Origin of the sequence: Amaricoccus macauensis (assembly GCF_049800915.1) — a bacterium.
In the GTDB taxonomy this organism is placed as follows: Bacteria; Pseudomonadota; Alphaproteobacteria; order Rhodobacterales; family Rhodobacteraceae; genus Amaricoccus; species Amaricoccus macauensis_A.
On the sequence record NZ_JBNAFY010000010.1, the window covers coordinates 61,029 to 77,331 of the forward strand.

The window sequence follows — 16,303 nt, forward strand, 5'->3', positions numbered from 1 at the left end:
GGCGCACCAGCCGGACGATACCGGCCTTCGCAACACATCCCGCCCATTGTGATGGTATCGTCTGCAAAACGGGCCTGCGGCAATGGCGGAAGCCACCCGCAGCCCGGCAATCTCCGTTCCGGAAGGCCGGTCACGACTGCCCCCCTCCATAGCGCCCCGTCGATCCCCTTACCCGTGTCCGGTCACGCGCGACCTGGGTCGCTGGCGGTCGAACCGGGCCGGGTTTCTTGCCCGCCGGGGGCGGGGAAGAGGGCTCTTCTTCGCGCTTCGCGGCGGGAGCCGCGCGTCGTCTCTGCGGCGCTTTCTGCACCTGCGGAGCATAGATCCAGGCGCCCGCGCCGATATAGGCCATGATCATCACGTTGGCCGCGCCCCAGATATGCACGGTGATCAGCAGGAAGATCAGGCCCGGAATGGCTATGAAGTGCCCCGTGCGGTAGCGGGAGGCGGTATCGTCGAGACCGTCCGCCGTGATCGCGCGGACCAGGTGAAGCACCATGGCACTGAAGAGAAACAGCATGGCCGGCAGGCCCATTTCGATCGCCGTCACCAGCCAGAAGTTGTCGATACTGCCCGTATGCCACCAGGGCAGACCGATGTCGTCCGGGTCATCGGTGCCAAAAAGCGGGTAGCGGAGGATCGCGGCGAAGACATAGCGGAACGTCTCGAGCCGGTAATTGCCCGAAGCAGGGTTGAGCGTCACGGTCGAGATCAGGAAATCGACGGCCCCGTTCGGCGTGACCAGTTCGAGCAGGAGGAAGGCGCCTCCGCCGAAGGCCACGAGGAAGAACCACTTGCTCTTGGCCGCCTGCACCAGCCGGTCCCAAGTCATCATCGCGGTCTGGATCACGAGGGCCAGAAGCGGCGCGGAGGACAGGGCGGTGAAGGTCGAGAGGAAGACCACACCGGTCCAGAACAGCCGTCGCATCTTCTCGCCCTTGAAGATGAAGAGCGCATTCGCGAAGCCCAGCGAACAGAACAGGCCGAAGAGGATGGGGTGCTCGAAGGAGGACTGCGCCCGGTGCAGGCCGAACCGCGGCGGCACCGTCGATGTCGGGTAGGGCTGCAGAACGGTGCCCGCGATCTGGCTGGTGAGGTTGGTCTTGGTCAGCATCTCCAGGATTGCAAAGGGCAGAATGGCCAGAAGCCCCCAGAAGAAGCAGCGGAAGAACAGCCGGTACTCCGACGCGTTCCGGACGAGCACGCGGCCGATGAGATAGCCGCAGATCGCCTCGACGAGCTGGATGACGATGAAATCGATGCGCTCGAACCCGAGATGGACGAGCATGGACATGGTGATCCAGGCGCCATAGAGGATGACGAGCAGATCCACGCTGGTGAACCGCCCCGCCGCTCCGCGCAGGAACTGGATGAGAAGCGGCACGAAGGCGATCAGCAGAAAGGCCCTGTAGGGGGTGAAACGGGCGCCTGCGAGGAAGAAGGATCCCGGGATCAGCAGGCAGGCAAACAGGATCGCGAAAAGGCGGGCCTTGGAGCGCGTGGAACGTTCGGCCTTTTCCTCCGGAGAGGTGGAAAGGGAGCGTCTGCGGATTTCGGCCATCCGGCTCTCTTTTGACGGTACCGCCCGTGCAGGCGCGCCCCGCTCAACCATTCTCGAACACACTGACCCGCATACTCCTGCCCGTACCACGAGAGACCTCTCCCGCTACCGGAAACCTCACAGCGGCTTCCGCCATCGGGATTGCGCGCCCACCCCCATGGACGGCCCCTGTATCGGGCAAATTTCCTGCCGGGTCAAAACCTGTCTCAGCCATGGTAACCGAAAATGCCTGTCAGTGGCTAAGGATATCTTTAACACCTTCCGCGATTAGGATCCGTGAAGCCGCAGCTTCGGACCAGCAGGAAAGACCGGAAAGGAAAAGGACAGGGGACCAGGCAAGACGGGCGGTGCCGCATCCCTCTCAGATTGGGATTCAATCCGAACCGGTTTTGGTCTAGGAAAAACAAGACGCCCTTGCGCAGGACGGTTTCCTGCCCGGATCCAATGGATATCGCGAATGGACAGAAGCGTTCTTCTTATCTCGACCTACAACGCGGTCCGCAAACCGTGGAACGGTGTCCCATTCGAATTCTACAACATCATTTCCCAGATCGAGAACGCGACAATCGTGGCACCACCGGCCACCGGGCCTGATCCGGCCACGGCGTCCTCGCCGTCGGGCATCCTGAAATTTGCCGCCCAGGGCCTTGCCGGCCAGGCGCGGCGCGCCATGGGAAAGGGGTTCGCACCGCAGATGGCCCAGGCCGGGCTCGATGCGGAATACGACCTCTGTCTGTTCATGTGCCAGTTCACGCGGGAACTCACGAATATCGATCAGGTGCGCGACTGGCGGGCGCGGTCGAAATTCGCCGTGGCCTTCGTGCTGGAGACCTGGTCTTCCCAATTCGAGAAGCGCAAGGCAGACCTGCGCATCCTCGACCAGTTCGACCATGTCTTCGTGCTTAACGCCTCCTCGGCGCCCGAACTGAAACGCTACACCAGCACGCCGGTCTCCTTCCTGCCCACCGCGGCCGACAGTCTGGCGGCGATCGCGCCCGCAGGTGAAACCGTGCCCATGCTGCCCGACCGGGTCATCGACTTCTTCTCCATGGGGCGGCGGCGTGCGGAAGTGCATGACCTGCTGATGGAGAAATCCCGGACCGAAGGTGCCTTCTACATTCATGACATCTGGACCGGCATCCTGGCCCGCGACTGGGCCGAGGCCCGCGCCGGCAATGCCGACATGGTCCGCCGTTCGCGCTACTACATCGCCTGGGACCCGGTCGCCGTGAGCCCCACCAAGGATGAGATCATCGGCAATGAGCGGGCGATCTCGACGCGCTATTTCGAGGGCTCCGCGGGCGGGGCGGTGCTGCTCGGCTCGCGCCCCACCTGCCCGGAATTCGACGCGCTCTTCGACTGGCCGGACGCGGTGGTGGAGATTGCACCCGAAGGCACCGACCTGCACGAGGTGCTTGGCCGGTTCGAAGCCGATCCGGAGCGGGTCCGCGCCGTGCGGGAAGCCAATATCACCAATGCGCTCCGGCGCCACGACTGGGCCTTCCGCTGGGAGGAGATTCTCGGGACGGCCGGGCTCGCGCCCTCGGAAGCGCATGTTAAGCGTGTCGACAAAATGGCGCACCTGGCCGATCAGATAAGGATAGTTTCGGATCGTCCAAGCACGTATAGAGTGGCGGCAGGCGAGTAGTTATTCCTGGTTGCGGAGGTTGATCGTGAAGGTCGTGATTTTTGCAGGCGGTTACGGGACGCGTCTCAGTGAAGAGACCGTGACCATGCCCAAGCCGCTGGTCGAGATCGGCGGCATGCCGATGCTCTGGCACATCATGAAGATCTACTCGGCGCACGGGTTCAACGACTTCATCATCTGCTGCGGCTACAAGGGGCACATGATCAAGAAGTATTTCCTCGACTTCTTTCATCGCTCCAATGACATGACCATCAACCTCGCCGACAACACCGTCGAGGTGCGCCGCGTCTCGACCGAGCCCTGGAAGGTGACGCTCGCCGATACCGGGCTCGAGACCATGACGGGCGGCCGGCTCGCCCGCGTGCGCGACTATATCGGCGACGAGACCTTCTGCCTCACCTATGGCGACGGCGTGACCGATCTCAACATCCCCGAGACACTCCGCTACCACCGCGAACACGGCAAGCTCGCCACCGTCACCGCCGTGCAGCAGCCGGGCCGGTTCGGTGCGCTCGATCTCTCGCCGGACAAGACCCGCATCAAGGGCTTCCGCGAGAAGAGCATGACCGACGGCCACCTGATCAACGGCGGCTACTTCATCTGCGAGCCCGGCGTGATCGACTACGTGGTCGATGATACCACCGTCTGGGAGGAGGAACCCCTGAAGGGCCTCGTCGCGGACGACCAACTCGCAGTCTATCACTATCCCGGTTTCTGGCAGAACATGGACACGCTGCGCGACAAGCACGTGCTCGAGAAGATGTGGGAAAGCGGCAAGGCGCCGTGGAAGATCTGGGACCGCGATGGCAGCGACGCCGCCGCGGCCAACGGCTGACGGCCAAATTCTGACTGAACAAGGTAATCCGACCATGCGCGTTCTTCTGACCGGTGCCGACGGCTATATCGGCGCCATCATGGGCCCGAAGCTTCTCGAAGCAGGCCACGAGGTGATGGGTCTCGACACCGGCTACTATCGCCGCGGCTGGCTCTTCGACGATGGCAAGGCCCATCCGCAGGTGATCTCCAAGGACCAGCGGCACATCACGAAATCCGATCTCGAGGGTTTCGACGCCGTCGTTCACCTGGCTGAACTCTCCAACGATCCGATCGGCGAGAACGATCCCGATCTCACCATGGATGTGAACCACCGCGGTTCCGTAGGGCTGGCGCGGCTTGCCCGCGAGGCCGGTGTCACGCGCTTCATCCAGGCGTCTTCCTGCTCGACCTATGGCGCAGGCGGCGACGAGATGCGCACGGAGACCTCCGAGCTTGCGCCGCAGACGGCCTATGCCCGGTGCAAGATCCTGGTGGAAGAAGGCGTGCGCGATCTCATGGCGGACGACTTCACGCCCGTGTTCATGCGCAACGCCACCGCCTATGGCGCAAGCCCGCGCCAGCGTTTCGATCTGGTGCTCAACAACCTCTGCGGCTTTGCCCACACCATCAAGGAAATCCGCATGACCTCGGACGGGTCGCCCTGGCGGCCGATCACCCATATCGAGGACATCTGCGAGGCCATGCTCTGCGCGCTGAAGGCGCCAAAGGAGGCTGTCGCGGGCGAGGCATTCAATGTGGGTGCGGACAGCGAGAACTATCGGATCCGCGAGATTGCCGAGATCGTCGCAAGCGCCTTCCCGGGCTGCGAACTGACCATCGGAGAAAGCGGCGGTGATACGCGCTCCTACCGGGTTTCCTTCGCCAAGATCCGCGAGCACATGCCGGACTTCAAGACCTCCTGGACCGCCGAGCGCGGCGCGCATCAGTTGCGCGCGGTTTTCGAGCGCATCGGCCTTACCAAGGAGATGTTCGAGAACCCGCCCTACACGCGGCTCAAGGAGCTGCGCTACCTGCAGGACACCCACCAGATCGACGCGAAGCTGTTCTGGACCCCGACCGAAAAGGTCTGATTTCCGGAAGACCTCCGAAGGCCTGCGACGCGGGCCTTCAGAACATCAGCAAGCGTGAGACCGCGCCCTCGATCGTGCAGGGGGCGTGGTAGATGAAGGTCCAGACCGCCATAGTTCCCCGGCGGAGTTCCCCGGCCTTCAGGGCCCGGATGACCTCACCCGGGATCATGCTGCCGAAGAGGCGCTTCCACGCCCGCCTGCCGGCCCGCAGCTTCGCTTCCTTCGCAGGATCGCCTGCCACATGCGGTGCCTGGGCATCGAGTACCGCAAGCACCGCTGTCAGGGCGGAGGCTTTCTGCTGGCTGACATTGGACTCGTGCCGCCGGTAGCGCGTGACGATGGCTCCGTGCCGCCAGGCCGGAGCCACACGCAGCACCCGCAGGAAGAAATCGTAATCCTCGCCGATATGCATGCTGGTGTCGAAGCCGCCGCTCTCGCGCACGGCCGCAGTGCGGAACAGTGCAAGGGAGGGCGGCACGGGGAAGCCGGCGTGAAAGGCGCCGGTATATGTCAGAAGCCCTTCCTCCGGCGCCTCCTCCGGCTCGGCCAGAACCTGCCCCTCGGCATCGATCGTCTGGCGCAAGCCGAAGGCGAAGGACAGTTCGGGGCGGGCCTCGAGTAGCGAGACACCGATCCGGAGTGCATCGGGGGTCAGTTCGTCGTCATGGTCCAGGAAAACGATGAAATCGCCCGTCGCGGCCGCGATCCCGTTGTTGCGCGCGGCCGATACGCCCTGGTTGGCCTGTGGCAGGCAGACGATGCCCTCGTAAGCCCGTGCAAGCGCCACGCTTCCGTCGGACGAGCCATCATCGACGACGATGATCTCGACATCGGGATAATCCTGCGCAAGGCAGCTTTCGATTGCCTTTCCAAGGTATCCCTCGCCGTTGAAGCAGGGGATCACGATGGAAACGCGCGGCAGGATTTCACGCTCCCCGTTCACTGGCCTCTTCCCGTTCGCATGTTCCAACTGTCACGACTTCCCACTCTCAAGCCATGAAAGTATCGCAACCATCATAGCCGAACAAAGTGAGGATAATCACAATGTCGGCTTATGGTTGCCGCGTTTCACGCGAATGGGATCGCGAAGGCGTGACTCAGATCGGAATGCCTGCTGCGGGATCGGCATCGGGCCAAGCCGCATCCTTGTCCGAGATCGTGCTCACCGGCAGCGGCCATTTGATGCCAAAGGCGGGGTCATCGTAGCGCAGCCCCCCCTCGACCCCGGGCGTGTAGGGGTGGGAGACCTGATAGGTCACATGGGTGTCGTCCTCAAGCGTCTGGAACCCGTGCGCGAACCCCACCGGCACATAGAGCGTTCGGGCATTTTCCGCCGTGAGTTCAAAGCCTTCCCACTTGAGATAAGTGGAGGAATCCGGGCGCAGGTCGATGATGACATCGAGGATCGCACCCTGCACCACGCGGACGAGCTTGACCTCACCATGGGGCGCCTTCTGGTAGTGCATGCCGCGCAGCGTGCCCCTGGCCACGTTGTAGGAGTAGTTGCTCTGGGGAAAGCTCGTCACCAGTCCCTGCTTGCCGAATTCCTCGGCGCAGAAGGTTCTGGCGAAGAATCCGCGCGCATCCTCGAATTTCGTGAGATCGATCAGCACTGCGTCCTGCAGGCTCGTCTTAAGAAACTCCATACGCTTACTCCTCATATCTGCAAAATGATTCGACCCGGGCCATGCCGCGAGTGTATTGCCGGGACCCGTATAGGTAGTTGAGGAAGGGGTAGACAATCATGATCATCGTCGATTCCGCATTGGCCAAACGCGCAGCCGACGGCGCGCCCCCCATCCGGGTCGGCATGATCGGCGCGGGTTTCATGGCCGCCGGCGTGGTGCTGCAGATCAACACCGCCTTCAAGGGCCAGATGCAGGTGACCGCGATCGCCAACCGCACACCGGAAAAGGCGGTGAAGGCCTATGCGGATGCGGGCCAGGACGGCGCCGTGATCTGCGACAGCGCGAGCGCCCTTGCGAGCGCCATCGAGGCCGGAAAGCCGGCCGTCACCGAGGATCCGATGCTGGTCGCGACCAGCCCTCATGTGGATGTCTTTCTCGAAGTGACCGGGGCGGTCGAGGATGCGCTGCCGCTGGTGCTCGCTGCCATCGAGCATGGCAAGCACATCATCCTGATGAATGCCGAACTCGACGGCACCGTGGGCTGCCTCCTGAAAACGAAGGCCGACAAGGCGGGTGTGGTCTACACCAACGTGGACGGCGATCAGCCCGGCGTGGAGCAGAACCTCTACCGCTTCGTCAAAGGTATCGGCGTGCGTCCGGTGCTCTGCGGCAATATCAAGGGACTGCAGGATCCATACCGGAACCCGACGACCCAGGAAGGCTTTGCGAAGCAGTGGGGCCAGAAACCGGCAATGGTCACCTCCTTCGCCGACGGCACCAAGATCTCCTTCGAACAGGCAATCGTGGCGAACGCCACCGGCATGACGGTGGCCAAGCGCGGAATGCACGGGTTCACCGTCGAGGGCGGCACGCCGATCGAGCAGGCCGCCAAGCTCTACGACCCGGAAGAACTCATCTCCGGCCCCGGCATCGTCGATTACGTGGTGGGGGCCGCTCCCGGGCCGGGCGTTTTCGTGCTCGGCACCATCGATCACCCGCGCCAGAAGCATTACCTCAACCTCTACAAGCTCGGCGAAGGCCCGCTCTACTGCTTCTACACCCCCTATCACCTCTGTCATTTCGAGGTTCCGGCGACCATCGCGCGCGCAGCCCTCTTCGGCGATGCCGCGATCGCCCCGATCGGTGCGCCGCAGGTCGAGGTGATCACTCTTGCCAAGCGGGATCTCAAGGCAGGCGAGATGATCGACGAGCTCGGCGGCTATACGGTCTATGGCGAGGCCGAGACCGCCGCAGCCACGGTGAGAGAGAACCTACTGCCCATCGGCGTGGCGGTGGGGGCAACGCTCAAGCGCGACCTGCCCAAGGATACGGCGCTCACCTATGCGGATGTGGACCTTCCCGAAGGCCGGCTCATCGACCAGCTGCGCCGGGAGCAGGCAGAGATGTTCAACCTGAAATCCTCGGCGGCCTGACCGGCCCATCCGAAAAAGACTTTCGATGAAGATCCGCCCCGGCCATGGGATCACCATGGGCCGGGGCTTGTCTGTTCGGGCTCGGCCCATGCTGCGGTCAGTCGGCATCACGCCAGGAGCCCGCTCCCTGGAAAACGTGCAGAGCGGCCTCGCCGGTGAAATTTTTTCTGGGGTAATCGTTCCTTAAACACCCCCTGCCAACAAGAAAGTTGGAGGCAGACAGGACGCGCCACGCCATTCGACCAGACGCGTCCCAGGAGTGTGACGGCAATCGTGACGAAAGAGACAGACAACTTGGAAGTCACGAAACGGAGGGCGTGCCGGGCTCATGCCGCCGTATCGCTTCCGGATCATTCGACTCCGACCAGCAGATTTCACAAATGGATATCGCATGGGTACTGAGACTGCGCAGACGGCAGACCCCGCTTCGGGAACGCCCTCCCGGATTCAGCTCGAGGCCCGAATGTCGGTGCAGCACGCGCCCGCACTGCTCGAGAGCCTGCAGGCGCTCAGGGGAGAGCCCGTGGATCTGGACGCATCCGGCGTCATTGCCGTCTCGACCCCCTGCCTGCAGGTCCTGCTCGCAGCCGGTGAAGATTGGCGCGACACGGGCCACAGGCTCCGGATCATCGATCCATCCACCGATTTCCTGATGGCGCTGGATCATTTGGGTATCAGCCTCGACGCGCTTCAGTCCCGGGAGAACACCACATGTCCTTGACCGTCCTGGCCGTCGATGATTCCAAGACGATGCGTGACCTATTGCGCGCAGCTCTCGTGCCCCAGGGCTTCGATGTCTGCCTCGCTGGAGATGGCGAGGAGGGACTTGAAATGCTGGGTTCCGTCACGCCCCACGTCATCATCACCGATATCAACATGCCGAAACTCGACGGATTCGGCTTCATAGAGGGGGTGCGCGGGCGCAATGACCTGCGCGGCACACCAATCCTGGTGCTGACCACGGAAAGCGCACCCGAACTCAAGCAGCGCGCCCGGGCCGCGGGGGCGACGGGATGGATCGTGAAGCCCTTCGACAGGGACAAGCTGGTCGCAGCCGTTCGGCGCGTGGCCGGCTGAGAAGGCAAGGAGAGCACCTCAGATGGATCCGATGCAGGAGATCATGCAGATGTTCTTCGTGGAATGCGAAGAACTTCTGGAAGCGATGCAAGAGGGGCTCGAAACGCTCAACGAGCAGCCCGATGATATCGAGACGGTCAACACCGTCTTCCGGGCAGTTCACTCCATCAAGGGGGGAGCCGCCGCCTTCAGTCTGACTGCGCTGGTCGAGTTCGCCCATACCTTCGAAACCACCCTCGATGCGGTCCGGTCGGGCCGGCTTGCCGCCTCCGAGGACGTGCTGCGCACGCTGACGCGTTCGGCCGACGTACTGGGAGATCTTGTCGTGGTCTCGCGCGACGGCGGCGAGGTCGACCCCGAACGGGTTCAGGTGCAGGTCGATGCGCTCGTGGCCTTCTGCGACCCGGACGGTGCCAAGCCCGCCGCGGAGCAACCGGCGGCGGAAGCGCAGGCCAAGGAGGCCGAAAAAGCGGTCGAAGCCGTAGCCGAGCCAGCAACCGCCGCGGAAAGCGACGGAGCGCCGCTCTGGCGCATCGTCTTCCGCCCGTTCACGACACTCTACGAACGCGGCAACGAGCCCGCGCATATGCTCCGAGAACTGTCCGAACTGGGCGAGGCCCGCGTCACCTGCGATCTCTCTGACCTGCCACCATTCGCGGAAATCCAGCCCTTGGAAGCCTATGTCGGCTGGGAGATCGAGCTGAGAACCGAAGCTCCCGAAAGCGCGATCCACGAGATCTTCGACTTCGTCGAAGGGGATTGCGAACTCGGGATCGAGCATGTTCCGAATGGCGGGCAGGATACGGAAGAAGCCGGGCCGGAGGCTCTCGCGCCGGTCGAGACAACCGCGGAACCGGACGGGGACGTCACGGCGGAAAAGACCATTGCGGCCCCGTCAGCCCCCCCCCAGTCGCCACCGGCGACGTCTACGCCTCCCCCCGCAAGCGCTGCGGAAAAGGGTGCCCCCCCGGCCCCTAGGAAAGCGGCTGCAGCCCCCGCGGCCGCCGGGAACGGAGGGGGGGGCGCCACCGCGACAGTGCGCGTGGATCTCGAGCGGGTCGACCGGCTCATCAACCTCGTAGGCGAACTTGTCATCAACCAGGCGATGCTTTCGCAGTCGGTGATTGAATCCGGTCTCGCCAATTCTTCGGCCATCGCGGTCGGGCTCGACGAGTTCAAGCATCTCACCCGCGAGGTGCAGGAGAGCGTGCTCGCCATTCGCGCCCAGCCGGTAAAATCCCTCTTTCAGCGCATGGCCCGGATCGTGCGCGAAGCGGCAGATGCCACCGGAAAGCAGGTGAAGTTCGTCACCGAAGGCGAGATGACGGAAGTCGACAAGACGGTCATCGAGCGCCTGGCCGATCCGCTGACCCACATGATCCGCAACGCGGTCGATCACGGGCTGGAACGACCGGACGTCCGGACAGGGAAGGGCAAGCCCTCCGAAGGCTCGATCCACCTCACGGCCGAACACCGTTCAGGCCGGGTGCTGATCGAGGTGGTGGACAACGGCGCAGGCATCAACCGCGAACGCGTCCTGCAGATCGCCATCGACAAGGGCCTCATTCCGCCCGATGCACAACTCAGCAACAGCGAGATCGACAACCTGCTGTTCCTGCCCGGCTTCTCCACAGCCCAGACCGTCTCCGACCTTTCGGGACGCGGCGTCGGCATGGATGTGGTCAAACGCTCGATCGCTGCTCTCGGCGGACGGATATCGATCACCTCGCAGCCAGGCGAGGGCTCGACCTTTTCCATCTCCCTGCCTCTGACACTCGCCATCCTCGACGGAATGATCGTCAGCGTGGCGGACCAGACGGTGGTGGTCCCGCTCTCCGCCATCCTCGAGATGCTCAAGCCCGAAGAAGCCCAGATCCACCCACTCGGCGCGGATGAACGCGTAGTGCAGGTGCGCGGCGAGTTCGTGCCGATCATCGACGTGGGCCATCAACTCGGTTTCGGCGAGGCCCTGACCGATTTCCAGGACAGGGTGATTCTGCTCATCGAGACCAGCGACGGCGATCAGCGCGCTCTGGTGGTGGACGGTATCCAGGACCAGCGGCAGGTGGTGATCAAGGGTCTCGAGGAAAACTACGGCGAGGTCTCCGGGATCGCGGCCGCCACGATTCTGGGCGACGGCCGTATCGCCCTGATCCTTGATACCGATGCCATCGTCTCCGACGCGGCGCGCAGCTTCTCCGCAAGCCGCACCTCCTTCGCCCTTGCAGGATAGCACCATGACGAACAGGACAGATACCGAGAACGCGGAAACCGAAGCCCCGGGAACGGATTCGTCGGCCTATCGCGAGATCGTCTCCTTCCGGTTGTCGGAGCAGGATTTCTGTATCGACATCATGAACATCCGCGAAATCCGCGGCTGGACACCGCCCACGCCCCTACCGCATTCGCCGGACTATGTGCGCGGGCTGATCAACTTGCGAGGGTCGGTGCTTCCGATCGTGGATCTGTCACGACGGCTCGGGCTGGCCACCCGCGAGGCGACCTCGCGCGACGTCATCATCGTCGTCATGGTCGATGACCAGCTCATCGGCCTCGTGGTCGATGGCGTTTCCGACATCCTTACCGTCAAGCAGGACGAGTTCCAGCCCACCCCCTCGGTCGGCACGGAGACGGCGCAGGGCTATGTCCAGGGGATCATGGCGGTCGAGGGCCGGATGATCCGGCTTCTGGATCTCAAGCGGGTCTTCCCGACCAAATGCGGGGAAGCTGCGTGACGCTTGCCGAAAGGCCTCGAAGGACCGCGGCTGCCGGAAGCAGATCATCCCACGAGATTCGGCTCGAACCGCAGGAATTCCATCGCATCGCGAAGGCAGTGCGTGAATACGCCGGCATCACCCTGCTCGACAGCAAGATGGCCCTGGTTCAGGCCAGGCTCGCCAAGCGCCTGCGCGCGCTTGGAATGAGCGAATTCGGTTCCTATTGCCAGTTGATCGAGGGCAGGGGAGAAGACGCGCTTCACGAACGCCAGGAACTCATAACCGCCATTACCACCAACGTGACGCGCTTCTACCGCGAACCGCATCATTTCGATCTGCTCCGGTCCCGCATCCTGCCGCCGCTGCTCGAACACGCCAGGAAAGGGGGGCGGGTCCGGCTCTGGTCTGCGGGTTGTTCGACCGGGGAGGAGCCCTACACGATCGCGCTGACGCTCCTCGAGCTTTTGCCCGAAGCGGGGCGCTATGATGTCAAGATCCTCGCCTCCGATCTCGACCGGGCAGTACTCGCCACCGCCAGCCGGGGGATATATCCCGAGCGCGCCCTTGAAGCGGTTCCGGGCCCCCTGCGCAGGACGCATTTCGACCCTGTTCCCGGAGAAGGCGAACCGTGTTTTGCGATCGGCTCCACGCCCCGTGCCCTAATTTCCTTCCGTCAACTGAACCTCACGCTTCCCCTCCCGATGAAGGGCATGTTCGACGTGATTTTCTGCCGAAACGTGGTGATCTATTTTGATGCAGAGACGGAATTATCCGTCTGGAAGGCATTTTCGGAAAGAATGTCCCCCGGAAGCTGGCTTTTTGTCGGCCATTCCGAGCGTGTTAATACATTGGCGCTACCTATGTTTCAGAGCGACGGCGTGACCTCCTACCGAAGAGTTTGAGACATGCCGGTATCGGGGGACTCGGCATGGAACACCTTTCGAGAGATGGGCTGGCGCGGCGGACGGCTGCGTCGATCCCCTGCAATCCACGAGTGCAGGCCCCGCAGGAGCCATCCGGCGTGACACAGCCGCCGCTCGATGAAACCGCCATGCAAGGGCCCCTTCAGGCACTGGCCGAAGAGTTGTCCACGGCCCAGGAAACCGCGCTCGACCTGCAGATCTCGATCAGTTCGATCCTCGCAAGTCTCGGAGACACCTCCTGCGAAGCGATCTTCAGCCTGCAGGATGTGGACCGGCTTGCTCAGATCCTCGGCGATCTGTCGACTTTCGCTCAGGCGCTCGCAGCCTCATCGCCGGAAACCTGGCATGTGGACGTGCATTCCGCGGCGAGCCGGCTCAACCTGCGCGACTTGGCCCACAGGCTTTGTGGCGATGAGGTCATTCCCGCGGCAAGCCTCGCATCTGCCGACGAAGACAACGACTGCACCTTCTTCTGACCGGAGATCCCGTATCGGGAACGGGGACATACGGCCCGCGGAATGCTGCAACCAAGTTTAGAATGTGCCCAGCTACAGATAGATTACGGGTAATCTTTATTATGTTGTAATTTGACATGACCACCGGCCTGGAAGCGCGATTAAGCCGGATTTAACAACATACGGAAAGGATGCCGCCATTATCACTGCACCTGCCCGGACGCATCCGACCGCGACATGTGCACCAGAATGATGAGGGCCCCGTGGACGTGACACCGTGTCTCCGCAACATGCTCCATGGGGCATCGGCCTGGGGTAACGTGGTGGCAATCCACTTCCTTCCTCTCCCGGTCCATTCATTGACGCCCTGTCAGGTCAACGCTTCATCCGAGCGACTGCGGCCGGGGGCTGGCAAACTTACGTTTCCGAGGACATTGCGATGATGAATTCCTTTCCGGCGCGCTTTGGATATCCCGCCATCGCCACGGCCCTCGGCATGCTCACGGCACTCGTGTCGGGCATTCTCGTGTTCATGGGGCTTCGGGGGGCCGCAGAGCCGGACCTGGTGGCAAGTCTCATCTTTCCAATGCTTCTGGGCGGCGCTGTCTGCGGGATGGCGGGGCTCGTCTTCCTCCGCGCCAGGCCGACCTCGAATACCACGGCAAGCGAGAAAGACACACGGATTGCCCTCATGAAGGGGTCCGCGTTCAATGGATCCTCCATTCCGATGCTCTTGGTGGACCGGGAGCGCAGGATCCTCGACGTCAACCAGTCCTTCCTGGATCTCCTGTCCCGGTATCTTCCGATGTTCCGGCAGTTCTGGCCGAATATCAGTCCAGAGACGATCGTCGGTCAGTGCATCGACCAGTTCCACCGCGATCCTTCGCACCAGGCAAAGATCATGGCGGATCCCGGGCGTATGCCTTACCGCGCCGATATTGCCGTGGGCGATTTCAAGTTCGCACTCAGTGTCAGCGCCGTGCTCGACTCCGGCGGGGAATTCGTCGGCTGCACGCTCGAATGGGTCGATGTCACCGCGGCACGGGTCAACAGCGGGATCATCGAGGCAATTCAGCATAACCAGGGCGTGATGGAGCTGTCGACAAAGGGCGAGATTCTCTCGGTCAACGAGATCCTGCAGAAGATGCTTGGTTATGGTGCCGCGGATCTCGAGGGTCAGCCTATTTCCATCCTCAACCCCGACCGGAAGGCAGGCCGCGGTCTCGCCGAGCCGCGCATGTGGGAGGGACTGCAAAAGGGCCAGGGCACCTGCGACAAGTTCCTGGCGGTGGCAAAGGACGGTCGCCGCTTCTGGCTCAACACCATGTTGGGGCCGATCTGCGACCAGTCCGGCAAGCCCTACAAGGTCGTGGCCCTGATGAGCGATGTCACTGCGCTCGAGGACATGACCTTCGGTCAGACAGCCGTCATCGAGTTCACCCCCGAAGGCGAGATTCTTCGGGCCAACAAACCCTTTCTGGACACGGTGGGATATGCGGAGGCCGAGGTGGTCGGCAAGCATCATTCCATGTTCATGCCTGCCGAACAGACCACTTCCCCCGACTACAAGCGGATGTGGCAGGACCTGGCCAAGGGCCAGGCACAGTATGGCCTCTTCGAACGCGTGGCGAAGGGGGGCCGCAAGATCTATATCACCGGATCCTACAGCCCGGTCCGCGACAAGTCCGGGCAAGTCATCCGCGTGACCAAGATCGCCAACGACGTGACGGAAAACGAGGTTCAACGCCTCGAGGGCATCGTGCAGCGCCAGCGCACGGAGGCCCAGCAGGCGCAGGTTGTCAGTCAGCTTTCCGCATCGCTTGCAGATCTCGCGGGCGGCAAGCTCACGACGCGCCTGACCGAAAGCTTCGCGCCCGAATACGAGGAATTGCGCAAGAACTACAACAACGCGCTCGAAGAGCTCGATTCCGTCCTCGCGACCGCCTTCGTGACCTCGGAAGCGATCCGTGACAAATCTGTCCAGATGTCCCAGGCCTCGGACGATCTGGCCCATCGCACCGAGACCCAGGCCGCTGCGCTCGAGCAGGCCGCAGCCTCCCTTGAGGAATTGACAGCCAGCGTGCGTGCCGCTGCGGAGAATGCGGACAAGGCCAATGCGGGCGTGGCCTCCACTTTCCAGAGTGCCGAGGAAAGCGGACGGGTTGTGCGCGAAGCGGTCGAAGCCATGGGGGAAATCGAGAAATCCTCCGAACATGTTTCCCGGATCATCAGTGTGATCGACGACATCGCCTTCCAGACCAATCTCCTTGCGCTCAATGCCGGCGTCGAGGCGGCCCGTGCCGGAGAGGCCGGCCGGGGCTTTGCCGTGGTGGCCTCCGAGGTGCGGGCGCTGGCCCAGCGGTCTTCCGATGCAGCCAAGGAGATCTCCGGGCTGATCTCCACCAGTTCCCGGCAGGTGGGGCGTGGCGTGGAACTGGTGCGCAAGTCCGGCCGGTCACTGGAGACCATCACCGCCGCGGTGGCGAACATCACCGATCTTGTCAACGGGATCGCACATTCTGCCCGGGAACAGGCCAACGGCCTTTCCGAGGTCAACTCGGCCGTGACCCAGCTTGATCAGGTCACTCAGCAGAACGCGGCCATGGTGGAGGAAACGACAGCCGCGAGCCATGCCATGCGCGCCGAGGCCGAAGCGCTGGAAGGTATCGCCATGCGCTTCGAGGTGAAAGAAGGCGTGGCCCGCACCTCCGCGACACCGGCGCCCAGGCCCGCGCCTTCGAAACCCGCCACACCGCGCCCGGTCAGGGTAGCCGGCGCCCCCTCCCCGTCCCTTCCCCGCCGCAGCGCAAGTGCGGCGGCCCTGGCGATCGAGGAGGATGAGATCACGGATGACTGGACGGACTTTTGATCACACGGGCTGACATTTTCCGCCACGGCGGCGGCCATGGACGAAACGGCACCAGAGCCGGACAGGGTTTCGGCTTCCTTACACT

At 63.1% G+C, this 16,303-nt stretch carries 14 protein-coding genes; 11 read left to right on the plus strand and 3 right to left on the minus strand.

Translation table 11 applies throughout. The features are described 5' to 3' along the window. Window positions 1–130: 130 nt before the first annotated feature. Window positions 131–1,561 carry an O-antigen ligase family protein gene (locus tag ACP15W_RS19810; RefSeq protein ID WP_424934682.1) on the minus strand — a complete coding sequence of 477 codons (1,431 nt, stop codon included), beginning with the start codon at window positions 1,559–1,561 and terminating at the stop codon, window positions 131–133. 457 nt (window positions 1,562–2,018) lie between these two features. Between ACP15W_RS19810 and ACP15W_RS19815 the strand changes: the two genes are divergently transcribed. Genes ACP15W_RS19815 through ACP15W_RS19825 form a run of 3 tightly spaced genes read left to right on the plus strand, consistent with a single transcriptional unit; the run spans window position 2,019 to window position 5,116 of the window. Beyond that, window positions 2,019–3,209: a glycosyltransferase family protein gene (locus ACP15W_RS19815; RefSeq protein WP_424934683.1), complete on the plus strand. Its 1,191-nt coding sequence runs from the start codon at window positions 2,019–2,021 to the stop codon at window positions 3,207–3,209. Window positions 3,210–3,234: 25 nt separating this feature from the next. Continuing rightward, window positions 3,235–4,044 carry a glucose-1-phosphate cytidylyltransferase gene (gene rfbF, locus ACP15W_RS19820; protein WP_424934684.1) on the plus strand — a complete coding sequence of 270 codons (810 nt, stop codon included), beginning with the start codon at window positions 3,235–3,237 and terminating at the stop codon, window positions 4,042–4,044. A gap of 34 nt (window positions 4,045–4,078) precedes the next feature. Beyond that, on the plus strand, window positions 4,079–5,116 hold the full coding sequence (locus tag ACP15W_RS19825) for an NAD-dependent epimerase/dehydratase family protein (protein ID WP_424934685.1): 1,038 nt from the start codon (window positions 4,079–4,081) through the stop codon (window positions 5,114–5,116). Between the two features lie 37 nt (window positions 5,117–5,153). Here ACP15W_RS19825 and ACP15W_RS19830 read toward each other — a convergent pair whose 3' ends face one another. Continuing rightward, window positions 5,154–6,059, minus strand: coding sequence for a glycosyltransferase (locus tag ACP15W_RS19830; RefSeq protein WP_424934686.1), 906 nt, complete (start codon window positions 6,057–6,059; stop codon window positions 5,154–5,156). Between the two features lie 154 nt (window positions 6,060–6,213). Further along, window positions 6,214–6,762 (minus strand): dTDP-4-dehydrorhamnose 3,5-epimerase, encoded by a 549-nt coding sequence (gene rfbC, locus ACP15W_RS19835; protein ID WP_424934687.1) that lies wholly within the window; start codon window positions 6,760–6,762, stop codon window positions 6,214–6,216. Window positions 6,763–6,860: 98 nt separating this feature from the next. Between rfbC and ACP15W_RS19840 the strand changes: the two genes are divergently transcribed. The 8 genes from ACP15W_RS19840 to ACP15W_RS19875 all read left to right on the plus strand — a co-directional run bounded on the left by ACP15W_RS19840 (window position 6,861) and on the right by ACP15W_RS19875 (window position 16,218). Next, entirely contained in the window at window positions 6,861–8,177 is a 1,317-nt protein-coding gene (locus ACP15W_RS19840) for an NAD(P)H-dependent oxidoreductase (protein ID WP_424934688.1), read from the plus strand. Window positions 8,178–8,568: 391 nt separating this feature from the next. Next, window positions 8,569–8,898, plus strand: coding sequence for an STAS domain-containing protein (locus ACP15W_RS19845; protein ID WP_424934689.1), 330 nt, complete (start codon window positions 8,569–8,571; stop codon window positions 8,896–8,898). Then, the gene (locus tag ACP15W_RS19850; protein ID WP_424934690.1) at window positions 8,889–9,254 is read left to right on the plus strand and encodes a response regulator; all 366 of its coding nucleotides are present in this window, start codon (window positions 8,889–8,891) and stop codon (window positions 9,252–9,254) included. Before ACP15W_RS19845 ends, ACP15W_RS19850 begins: the two co-directional genes overlap by 10 nt. A 22-nt stretch (window positions 9,255–9,276) precedes the next feature. Further along, a complete protein-coding gene (locus ACP15W_RS19855) occupies window positions 9,277–11,487 on the plus strand; it encodes a chemotaxis protein CheA (protein ID WP_424934691.1) in 2,211 nt (736 codons plus the stop codon). 4 nt (window positions 11,488–11,491) lie between these two features. Next, window positions 11,492–11,989: a chemotaxis protein CheW gene (locus ACP15W_RS19860; protein WP_424934692.1), complete on the plus strand. Its 498-nt coding sequence runs from the start codon at window positions 11,492–11,494 to the stop codon at window positions 11,987–11,989. Window positions 11,990–12,045: 56 nt separating this feature from the next. Next, window positions 12,046–12,873, plus strand: coding sequence for a CheR family methyltransferase (locus tag ACP15W_RS19865; RefSeq protein WP_424934705.1), 828 nt, complete (start codon window positions 12,046–12,048; stop codon window positions 12,871–12,873). A 119-nt stretch (window positions 12,874–12,992) separates the two neighbouring features. Beyond that, window positions 12,993–13,370 (plus strand): hypothetical protein, encoded by a 378-nt coding sequence (locus tag ACP15W_RS19870; RefSeq protein ID WP_424934693.1) that lies wholly within the window; start codon window positions 12,993–12,995, stop codon window positions 13,368–13,370. A gap of 418 nt (window positions 13,371–13,788) precedes the next feature. After that, window positions 13,789–16,218: a methyl-accepting chemotaxis protein gene (locus ACP15W_RS19875; RefSeq protein ID WP_424934694.1), complete on the plus strand. Its 2,430-nt coding sequence runs from the start codon at window positions 13,789–13,791 to the stop codon at window positions 16,216–16,218. Window positions 16,219–16,303: the final 85 nt, after the last annotated feature.